The 9,489-nt window shown below is 69.7% G+C and carries 8 protein-coding genes, 1 tRNA gene and 2 pseudogenes; 8 read left to right on the top strand and 3 right to left on the bottom strand.

Annotated features, from left to right (window positions below; genetic code table 11):
- Both HG542_RS28035 and HG542_RS28030 read left to right on the top strand, forming a co-directional pair.
- Positions 1-752, top strand: a pseudogene (locus HG542_RS28035) (DEAD/DEAH box helicase); the annotation flags it as partial.
- Positions 753-885: 133 nt separating this feature from the next.
- Positions 886-958, top strand: a tRNA-Lys gene (locus tag HG542_RS28030).
- A gap of 137 nt (positions 959-1,095) precedes the next feature.
- Here HG542_RS28030 and HG542_RS28025 read toward each other — a convergent pair.
- A pseudogene (locus HG542_RS28025) lies at positions 1,096-2,595 on the bottom strand (site-specific integrase); the annotation flags it as partial.
- On the bottom strand, positions 2,592-3,269 hold the full coding sequence (locus tag HG542_RS28020) for a hypothetical protein (RefSeq protein WP_171086222.1): 678 nt from the start codon (positions 3,267-3,269) through the stop codon (positions 2,592-2,594). The gene HG542_RS28020 and the pseudogene HG542_RS28025, both read right to left, overlap by 4 nt.
- Positions 3,270-3,536: 267 nt before the next feature.
- On the opposite strand from HG542_RS28020, the gene HG542_RS28015 reads away from it, so the two are divergent.
- The 4 genes from HG542_RS28015 (at position 3,537) to HG542_RS28000 (ending at position 6,822) form a co-directional block, all read left to right on the top strand.
- Positions 3,537-3,782 (top strand): helix-turn-helix domain-containing protein, encoded by a 246-nt coding sequence (locus HG542_RS28015; protein ID WP_171086221.1) that lies wholly within the window; start codon positions 3,537-3,539, stop codon positions 3,780-3,782.
- Positions 3,779-4,063 (top strand): integrase, encoded by a 285-nt coding sequence (locus HG542_RS28010; RefSeq protein WP_171086220.1) that lies wholly within the window; start codon positions 3,779-3,781, stop codon positions 4,061-4,063. Before HG542_RS28015 ends, HG542_RS28010 begins: the two co-directional genes overlap by 4 nt.
- A gap of 147 nt (positions 4,064-4,210) precedes the next feature.
- Positions 4,211-5,257, top strand: a complete 1,047-nt coding sequence (locus HG542_RS28005) for a bifunctional DNA primase/polymerase (RefSeq protein WP_171086217.1) — start codon at positions 4,211-4,213, stop codon at positions 5,255-5,257.
- Positions 5,254-6,822, top strand: a complete 1,569-nt coding sequence (locus tag HG542_RS28000; protein ID WP_171086215.1) for an AICE element replication initiation protein — start codon at positions 5,254-5,256, stop codon at positions 6,820-6,822. The genes HG542_RS28005 and HG542_RS28000 overlap by 4 nt, the downstream gene beginning before the upstream one ends.
- A gap of 595 nt (positions 6,823-7,417) precedes the next feature.
- On the opposite strand, the gene HG542_RS27995 is transcribed toward HG542_RS28000, so the two are convergent.
- Positions 7,418-8,140, bottom strand: coding sequence for a GntR family transcriptional regulator (locus tag HG542_RS27995; protein WP_171086236.1), 723 nt, complete (start codon positions 8,138-8,140; stop codon positions 7,418-7,420).
- A 206-nt stretch (positions 8,141-8,346) separates the two neighbouring features.
- Between HG542_RS27995 and HG542_RS27990 the strand changes: the two genes are divergently transcribed.
- Both HG542_RS27990 and HG542_RS27985 read left to right on the top strand, forming a co-directional pair.
- Positions 8,347-8,547 carry a hypothetical protein gene (locus tag HG542_RS27990; RefSeq protein ID WP_171086214.1) on the top strand — a complete coding sequence of 67 codons (201 nt, stop codon included), beginning with the start codon at positions 8,347-8,349 and terminating at the stop codon, positions 8,545-8,547.
- Positions 8,548-8,626: 79 nt separating this feature from the next.
- Positions 8,627-9,457 (top strand): class I SAM-dependent methyltransferase, encoded by an 831-nt coding sequence (locus HG542_RS27985; protein ID WP_171086212.1) that lies wholly within the window; start codon positions 8,627-8,629, stop codon positions 9,455-9,457.
- Positions 9,458-9,489: the final 32 nt, after the last annotated feature.

Raw genomic sequence — 9,489 nt, 5'->3', positions numbered from 1 at the left:
AGGCCGACCGTCTGCTGGCCCGCGCCGCCCGCGAGCGCGGCGAGGACCCGGAGGCCGCCGTCGCGGCCGCGGCCGAGGAGGCCGCTGCCGAGGCCGCCAAGGAGGAGGCCGCCGCCGCTGCCGTCCCGGAGCAGCGCCAGACGTCGTCCTTCGAGCGCCGCGACGAGCGGGGCAACTTCGAGCGCCGGTCGGGCGGTTTCCGCCGCGACGACCGTCGTGACGACCGCCGTGACGACCGTGGCGGCGACCGTGGTGGCTTCCGTCGCGACGACCGCCCCTCCGGCGGTTTCCGCCGCGATGACCGTCGTGACGACCGTCGCGACGACCGCGGTGGCTTCCGCCGTGACGACCGTCCCTCCGGTGGCTTCCGCCGCGAGGAGCGCCGTGACGACCGTCGTGACGACCGTGGCGGCGACCGTGGTGGCTTCCGTCGCGACGACCGCCCCTCCGGCGGTTTCCGCCGTGACGACCGTCCCTCCGGTGGCTTCCGTCGCGACGAGCGTCGTGACGACCGTGGCGGCTTCCGCCGTGACGACCGTCCCTCCGGTGGCTTCCGTCGCGACGACCGTCCGTCCGGTGGCTTCCGCTCCGGCGGCAGCGACCGTCCGTTCAACCGCGACCGCCGTGACGACCGCCCCTCCGGTGGCTTCCGCTCCGGTGGCGGCGACCGCCCCTACGGCCGTCGTGACGACCACCGCGGCGCCGGCTTCGACCGCCGCGCCGACAAGCCGCGCTGGAAGCGCAACGGCTGATCCCCGCAGCTGATCTGAGGGCCCGTACGGCACACCGATGCCGTACGGGCCCTCATGTTTTCGGCCGTCCGCGCAACTGCATGGGCCATAACGACTCGGGCTCCGGCGGTCGGCCGGGCTATGCTGCGGGTGCGGGCCGTTAGCTCAATTGGCAGAGCAGTGGACTTTTAATCCATTGGTTGTGGGTTCGAGTCCCACACGGCCTACTACCCGATGAGGTCACAGCACCACCTGTGACCTGCATCTTTTCGCCCCGGCTGGGCTTCTCCAGCCGGGGCGAAGCCGTATTCTCCGGCTTCTGCGTGAGCGATGCGTGAGCGGCGGTGTCTCCAGCCGTTGCCGGGCGTGCCCGGGGGACCAGCCGCTCGGCAGCCTCGGCCACCTCCCGATCGACCTCGGGGAGCAGGCTCGTGTACGTGTCCGAGGTGAGCTTGATCGAGGACTGCCGCAGGGTCTCCTTGATGGTGTGGATGTCTCCGCCACCTCCATGGATCAGAGTCGCGGCTACATGGCGCAGATCACGAAGGTTGATCGGTGGCAGTCCGGCCGCCTTGGAGATGCGCCGGAACGCCTCGGACACCTTCTCGGGGTGCAGCCAGGAACCGTCCTCCTCCGTGAAGACCTTGCCCGCGTCGACCCATGCCGCGCCCCACTTGAGACGTTCTTTCGCCTGCTGCACCCGATGGGCCCTCAGAACGGCCACAACGCCGCTGGAGAGGGCGATCGTGCCCGCGCTGCCGTCCGTCTTCGGATCGGACTCGTAGGGCGTCCAGCCGTCCTGTACGAGCTCCTTGGCCACCGTCAGACTGGCACCGTCGAGGTCCACGTTCTCCCAGTCCTGCCCGACGCCTTCGCCGCGTCGCAGACCGCGGTGGGCGACCAGGTGGAAGAAGGCGTACAGCCGGTCCTTCTCGGCTTCGTCCAGGAAGGCGCCGACCTGTGCCGGGGTCCACACCATGACGGGACTCGGCTTCTCGCCCGTCGCAAGCCACCGCTGTACCCGCTCCTCGGTCCACAGCAGCGCCTTGGGCCGCTTGCCGGACTCCAGTTCGACATGCTCGGCCGGGTTGAAGGTGATGAGTTGCTGCGCGATAGCAGCGTTCAGGGCGGCCCGCAGCGTTGACCGGATGCGCTGCCGGGTGGCCGCTCCTGTCAGCTTCCGGAACGGCTTCATCTCGGCCAGCTTGGCGCGCTCCTCGGTCAATCTCGCGCGGTCGGCTGCCTTCGGGGCGCCCGGCCGGCCGTGCTTGCAGCGCGCGACCTGCTCACGCCGGGCCCGGTTCTCTGCGGCGATCACCTCGTTGTCGTCTGTGATCCCGTCGAACATCTCCACCAGGTGGCCGACGTTCAGCCGGTCGAGCCTGAGATGCCCGATGCGCGGCTTGAGGTGCACACGGATGTGCGACGTGTACCCGTTGGCTGTCGTCTTCCGGATCTTCTTCGAGGCCAGCCACTCGTCAAGCCACTCGCCGACGGTGATGTGTGCGGTGAGGGACTGCCCGGTGCGGAACTTGCGCCGGGTCTCTTCGAGGTCGGGCAGCGGCGCCTTGTCGGCCGCCACCTTCTCCAGCAACTCGGCTATTCGGTGCTGCCCCTCGGCGTCGTCGGTGTCGGGGAGGGCGAGGAGGGCGCGCACCTTGTCGAGGTCGGCCTGGGCCTCGGTCTTGGTGTCGTAGCCGCCCCGGGCGAACGAGCGTCTCTTGCCGTCCGGCCGCGCCGGCAGTTCCTGCCGGAGGGAGTACGTACCGTGCCGCTTCTGCTTCAGCTTCGGGCAAGAGGCACCGAGCGACTTCCCCGTCTCCGGGTCGCGGCAGTGGCACCGCCGGTACGTCGAACCCTTCACCCTTCATCCCCCTCGTTCGATCCTCTGGAGCCCTTCCGGACCTGCCCCAGTAGCCCCTGCTTGCGCGCTGCGCCGACCCACTTGGCGGCCGTGGAGTGCGAGATGTCGAAGTGGTCGGCGACGGTCTTCGTGGGCGGCTGGCCCTGTTCATGTGCCGTGCGGTAGACCTCGGCCACCGTCGCCAGATGCTCCGGAGTCAGATTGCGCCGTCCTCCCGGACCCTGCGCCGGGGGCGGCCCGGGCATCTGGTCCAGCAACGGCGCCAGCAGCTCCCGTGCCCGTTCCTTGCGTTGTGCCGTCGTCAGGGCCTGCTGCTCCTCGGACCGCTTCCATCCCCCGGCGGCATCGACCGCAGCCTCATCGTCGACCAGTTGCATGGCCGCGACGTACTTCCACTTGAGGACCGACCCGGTCTTCACGGCGAGTTCCAGCGGGAACGTGAGCTCATCCGCGCCCATGACAGCGACCAGGTTCATGCCCCGTCCGGGGGCCGCATGAAAGCACAGAGCGATGGTCATGCCGCTGCGCTTCTCGGTCGCGATCCCCGTGAAGTGGCTGGGCACCTTGAAGTTGTCGCCGATGTCCACGATCGGTGGATTGCCCTGGAACCGGTCGTACGGCCAGCCCGGCACGGCTAGATAGTCCCACCCCTCGGGGGTGTCGTATGGATGCATGGCTACATCCTGCCTCATCGGCAAAGAAGCGGCAAGGTTACGGCGTGGAGTGGCGGGTCGTGAAATGCGTCGCGACTGCAAGCGAGTGTGGAGGTGTCGGTGATCGCGGTGGAGGTATCAAGCGTGAAAGGTATGGAATATCAAGCGTGAAAGGTCAGGACCAACCGTTTGCTAAGGGGTGAGTGAGCCCTCGGGGAGGTGGTCCTAAACATTGCCTATCAAGCGTGAAACATCGCCATCCGGCAAGCTTTCGACTACAGTCTGACCATGGTCCGAACCGATGTCCTTCAACTCGTGTGGGTCCGCGACGCCGCCATGTCCGGCTCGGCGCGCCAGGCCCGCACCGAAGCCCGCCTGACCCTTTCCGAGATCGCCGAACTCTGCGAGGTCGACCCCTCGACCGTGTGGCGCTGGGAGCAGGGCAAGCGAGCCCCACGCGGAGAAGCAGCCCTTCGGTACGCGCGGGTCCTTCGCGCCCTCGCGTCTCGGGACAGCAGGGAGCCGGCTGCATGACGAGCCCCGGACTGACCCGTGCTGAGCTGCTGGCACTGCCCGCGGCCATTGATCTTGAGACGGCCGGCCGTGCCCTCGGCCTGAGACGCAGCACCACGTACGCCCTGGCCAAGCGCGATGAACTGCCGGTGCGCACTCTGCGCCTGGGGCGGACTCTGCGCGTCGTGACCGCCGAGCTGCTGGAGGTGCTCGGTGTCGCCCCCGAAGACGAGGGCGGGCCCCGCGCGGATGTTGGCGCATCCGCTGGGGCCCTCGAAGCCTCCGTCCCCGCTGCTGCATGAACAACGCGGCGGCACGGGGTGCGAACGACCAAGCCCGCCCCGTGCCGCCGGTAAGGAGACCTCTGTGACCGAGCGTACCCACCGCTCCGGTACGCCCACCATCGCCTGCTTCCCCGGGCAGTCGCCCGCCGACGGGGAGGCAGCCGCTTGAGCACGACGACCGCCCCCGACCCGCGCCGCGTCGCCCTGTGGGCAGCGGCACAGGGCTGGCATGTGATCCCTCTCTCGCCGGGCACGAAGGTGCCGATGCGCGGCTGCGCCCGATGCTCCTCGGGAACCAAGGAGCGCCCCAACCCGCGCTACGTCCAGCACGACGGCCACGGATGCGAATGCATCGAGGTCGGCCGCCCCTGCCATGGCGTCCTGGCCGCCACAGCCGACCCCGAACGCATCACCGCCTGGTGGGCCCGCATGCCTGCCGCCGGAGTCGGTATCGCGGCCGGACCCTCCGGCCTGGTCATCCTCGACATCGACTGCCACGACGGACAGCCGCCCGAGAATCCCGCCGAACTGCTCCCCGGAGTCGACCTGCCCGACGACCTCGCCCCCGGCAGCATCCACGACGGCCGCGACGTCCTCGCCCTGCTCTGCGAAGCGCGCCGCGCCCGCTATCCCGAGGGAACACCCACCTTCACGGTGCGGACCCCCTCGGGAGGCGTGCACCTCTGGTTCCGCGCCCCCGCTGGCACGACGTGGCGCCCGCTCGTCGGCGCGCTCGGCTGGCAGCTCGACGTCCGTGCCGGCTCGTCGTACGCCGTGGCACCGGGCACCGCCACCCGAGCGGGCCGGTACACGCTGCAAGGCGACTGCCGGACGGTCGCCGAACTGCCCGTGTGGCTCGCCCGAGACCTCGACCGCACCGGACACCGTGTGCGCCCGGAGCGGCCGCGCGTCGTGCTGCCCTGGCGTACGCGCCGCAGCGTGGGCAGCGGCTATGTGGCTGCTGCCGTACGTGACGAGCTGCGCGCAGTCGCAGAGGCGGCCTCCGGCACGCGCAACGACACCCTGAACCGGGCCGCGTTCAGCCTGGGCACCCTGATCACCCCGGCCGGCCTCGACCGAGCCCAGGTCACCGATGCGCTGCTCGACGCTGCCCACCATGCGGGCCTGCCCGAGAAGGAAGCCCAGGCGGCCATCCGCTCCGGCCTCTCCGCCGGGGCCCGCCAGCCGCGCACACTGGGGGCCGCCGCATGACGATGTCCCAGCCGTACGACGCGGCAGCCATAGCGCGGGCTCTCGTTGCCATCCCCGGCGGACGAGACGCGTACGCCGAGGCGGAAAGCCGGGCGCCGCAGGGTCGGCACAGGCAGCCGCCGCAGGCCGAACTGCTCCGCCTCATCGGCGAGAACGGATTCCGCTACTTCCGCAACGAAAGCGACGGCGAACCCTACGCCGTCCCGGAGAACGGTCCCGCCATCGCCGTCCCGCTGCGTGCCAAGGCCCACAGCGCCTCCGGCAGCCTGCGCCAGCACCTGATCCGTGATTACCTCACCACCTACAACCACCCTCCGTCGCAGAGCGCCCTGGCTGACGCCATCGCCGCACTCGACGCGCTGGCCTGTGACGCACCCGAATCCCAGCTCTGGCTGCGCGTCGCGCCCGACCCCGACGATCCCAACGTGACCTGGCTCGACCTCGGCCGGGCCGACGGTCAGTCGGTCCGCATTGCCCCCGGCGAGTGGACCCTCACCTACCCCGACCCCTCGACCGGTCCTGTGTGGCGACGCACCAAGCTCGTGGGCCGACTGCCTCTCCCAGTAAGCCCTACGGGCGGATGGCGAGCGGGTATGGAGGCTTTCGCCGAACTGCTGCCGTTCACCGAGAAGACCCTGCCCCTGGCCGTCGCTTGGCTGCTCGCCGCCCTGCGGCCGAGCATTCCCCGGCCGATCGCCTACCTCACGGGCGAGCAAGGCACTGGCAAGACCACTTCCGGCCGCATGCTCGTCGGTCTGCTCGACGGCCCCCGCACCCCGCTGCGCCAGGCACCGACGAACGACAGGGACCTCAGCGTCACGGCAACGGCCGGCTGGACCCTGCCGTTCGACAACCTTTTGAGCATCCCGCTCAAGCTCTCCGAATTCCTGAGCCGGGTGGTCACCGGCAGCGCGGACGTCAGCCGCGCGCTCTACAGCGACAACGACGTCAGCGTGCTGGCCTTCGAGCGCCCCATCCTGCTCACCGGCATCGACGTGGGCGCACTGAAATCGGACCTCTCCGAGCGCATGATGCCGCTCGAACTCAGGCCCATCACCAAGCGGCGGACCATCACGGACCTGTGGGGCGGGTACGAGCGGGCGCACCCCGAGATCCTCGGGGCGATGCTGGACCTGGCCGCCCTCGTCTGGGCCGAGCTGCCCCAGGCCGCTGCCGATCTCACCCACCGCCCCCGCATGGCCGACTTCTACGAGATCTTGTACGCACTCGACAGGGTGACCGGCTGGTCGGGCACCAGCACGTACGACGGAGCCCAAAGGGACCTCGTGGACGCGGTCCTCGACGGCGATCCGGCCATCGTCGCGCTGTGTACCTGGGCCCTCGGACCGTCGTTTCCGCGCGAAGGCTGGTCTGGAACCATGACCGACTTGCACGGTTTCCTCTCCGAGCGTGTGCGCCCAGGAGAACCCTTCCCGCGCACAGCAGCATCGCTGAGCGCGTGCCTCAACACCGCGGCGCCGTCGCTGCGACAGCGCGGCATCTACATCACACGCTCCAAGAGCAACAAGAACGGCAGGAAGTACACGATCACCGCTGAGACGTAGGCGGCGTAGCGGTCGACCCCCGCCCCGGGAAGCGAACGGCTCCCGGGGCGCAGGTGTACCCGGGGGACGATCACGGTCAAGAGGGGGGACGCTCAGGGGACAGTCACCCGCTGGCACGAGACGCCCCAGAAGGCGGGGGAGCAGGGAATGTGGAGGCTCTGGCCCGCTCGGCTCCGTTGGAGGGGTACGCGGGGACGCTCTATCCCCCTGTCTTCTCTGTTCTGAAAAAGGTGGGGAAAGAAAGGGAGAGGAGACATGGAAGAGCAGCGTCCCCCCACGTCCCCCCAGCCAGTGCATCGCTTCGCGACCGGTCGCGACTGCGCGCGCACGCGCGCGAATAGCACGGACCACTGACATTGTTGGGTCCGAATCAGTGCCGCAGAACCGGTGGGCTGCCCTCCCAAACGGCAAAATAAAGGTCCGTCTGACAGTTTTCCTATATGCGACAGTTTTCGGCCCGCCACCCGTCGGCCTGGGCCAACTTCGTCACCCGTGTGGTGTGAGCGAACCCACATGCCGTCCGTGCTGCTGCCTCGCTGTATGCGCCTTCATCCGTGCATCGGCTTCAACACATCACCGGCGCTCGGACCATCGCTCACCTCTGGTCGGGGGCGGCGTCGAACCGGTACTCGTAGCCGATGACGTGGCGGTACGGCAGGCACCATTCGCCGTACTCGATGATCCCTTGGTCGTCCCACAGGCGGTGGGCTCCGGCGAGTATCGGCGTGCCGGTCTTCAGACCGAGGAAATCGGCCTCGCGGGGCTCGGCGTCCCGGGCGTGCATGTCGTCACGGCCTTCGACGGGGCGCCGGCCGGTGGCTTCGATGATGCGCGGCAGCAGGCCCGGGGCCTTGCCCGCGGCGGTGGACAGCAGGTCGGGCACCAGGACGGCGAACTCGGCCGGGTACCAGGTGACCGCGAGCATGAGCCGCTGCTGGCCCCGGCCGGTGTGCCACTGGCGGCGTACGACCTGGTCGCCTTCGTCGAGGTCGAAGATGTCGGCGACGTACAGGGGCGGGACGATGAGGTGGGCTTCGGTGACAATGACGGTCTCGCCGTCGCCCAGGACGCTGCCGGTCCGCAGGACGCGCGTGATCCGGTCGTAGCCGGAGGACCCGGCCTTGGGCGCGTTGGCGATGTAGGTGCCGCGCTGACTGGTGCGGATGTAGCCCTCGACCTGGAGCTGTCCGAGGGCTTTTTGCAGCGTGGCGACGGCAACGTCGTGTTCGGCAGCGAGGGCGCGGTGGTTGGGGAGCTTGGTGCCTTCGGGGAGTTCGCCGTCGAGGATACGGCGGCGGAACTCGGCCGCGAGGCGCATGTAGGGGTGCTGGGCCTCGGTCGGGTTTGCGGATTCCGGAACGTTGTTCACGGTGGCGGCTCCCAAGTGTGGTGTGGCCTAGGTCAGTTGAGTGTACTAGGCCACTCCTTGGTCTTGCGTTGAGTGGCCTAGGCCGAGCATCCTTACGGCCTAGGCCACACGTTCAGTGTCGGGCCGATCACGCATGCCTGGAAGGACTCGCGCCTGTGAGCCACCACGCACAGCACCACCCCCGTCGACGGCTCCGCAAGCCCGTCGATCTCGTCGGGACCATCGCGGCCTGGGTCTACGGCCTCGGCATCGCCGCCACCGTCGCGTGCCTGGGCCTGATGACCTGCCAGGAGCACGCCGGCAAGGCCCCGCATCTGCCTTCCGGGATCTCGCTCCCGGACCTCACGCAGGAGTGACCACCGCGGCCCGCCGACGGCCACGCTGTCGGCGCCCTTGCCGCTCAGCACACCACCGACCATCGGAGGTGCACTTCCCATGACCGAAACGACCGACCACCCCACCCCGTACCGAAAGCCCTCGGAGATCTTCTCCACCACGGCGTCCTGGTACGTCCGCTACCGGCGCCCGCACCCGCCGGTCCTGCTGGACCTGATCGCGTCCATGGCCCACGAGCACACGGCGGCCCCCCGGATGCTCGACCTGGGGTGCGGCCCCGGCCCCGTCTCCTTGGACCTGGCCGTACGCGGCGTCGACGTCATCGCCCTCGACCCGAGCCCGGAGATGCTGGACGCCGCCCGCGCGGAGGAGAAGGAACGCGGGCTGTCCGGCACCGACTGGCGCCAGGCCACCGCGGAGAACGTGGCCTGCCTCCCCGGAGTACGTGGGGTCTCCGGGGCGGTGGCCGCCGATGCCTTCCACTGGATGGACCGCGAACAGGTCCTGCGGCAACTGGACGAGGTGACGGCACCGGGCGGGTTCGTCGCCCTGCTGTGCTCGCACGCCGCCGGTGCCCCACGGCCGTGGTGGCACGAGCTCATCGGCCAGGTGCGAGCCCGGTTCGTCGGCACCGCCCCGGCAGCCGGCCCACGTGAGTCCTACCGGGTACCCGAGGGAGACCACGAGAGCGTGCTGAGGCGCTCGGCCTTCCACCAGATCACCGTCACACGGGCCGAGCACCTGGTGTCGTACAGCACCGAGGAACTGATCGGCGCCCAGCTGACCTACGCCTACTCCTCCCCGGTAGTGCTCGGCGACCAGCGGCGCGCCTTCGAGGACGCGTTACGCGAAGTGCTGATCGCGGCCGAGCCGTCTGGCCGGTTCGAGTACACGGCGACAGCCGCGCTGATCACCGGCCGCCGTGGCTGAAGCAGGGGTGTCCCGTGCCCACGAGGCGCGGG

It is taken from the genome of Streptomyces morookaense, assembly GCF_013030945.1.
In the GTDB taxonomy this organism is placed as follows: domain Bacteria; phylum Actinomycetota; class Actinomycetes; order Streptomycetales; family Streptomycetaceae; genus Streptomyces; species Streptomyces morookaensis.
The sequence above is the reverse complement of the archived record's forward strand: the minus strand, read 5'-3'. Positions and strand labels throughout refer to the sequence as shown.

What these genes read in the sequence shown, in the direction of transcription:
- HG542_RS28020 (WP_171086222.1), bottom strand. Translation starts at nt 3,269, where the DNA reads ATGCATCCATACGACACCCCCGAGGGGTGGGACTATCTAGCCGTGCCG.
- HG542_RS28015 (WP_171086221.1), top strand. Translation starts at nt 3,537, where the DNA reads ATGGTCCGAACCGATGTCCTTCAACTCGTGTGGGTCCGCGACGCCGCC.
- HG542_RS28010 (WP_171086220.1), top strand. Translation starts at nt 3,779, where the DNA reads ATGACGAGCCCCGGACTGACCCGTGCTGAGCTGCTGGCACTGCCCGCG.
- HG542_RS28000 (WP_171086215.1), top strand. Translation starts at nt 5,254, where the DNA reads ATGACGATGTCCCAGCCGTACGACGCGGCAGCCATAGCGCGGGCTCTC.
- HG542_RS27995 (WP_171086236.1), bottom strand. Translation starts at nt 8,140, where the DNA reads ATGCGCCTCGCGGCCGAGTTCCGCCGCCGTATCCTCGACGGCGAACTC.
- HG542_RS27985 (WP_171086212.1), top strand. Translation starts at nt 8,627, where the DNA reads ATGACCGAAACGACCGACCACCCCACCCCGTACCGAAAGCCCTCGGAG.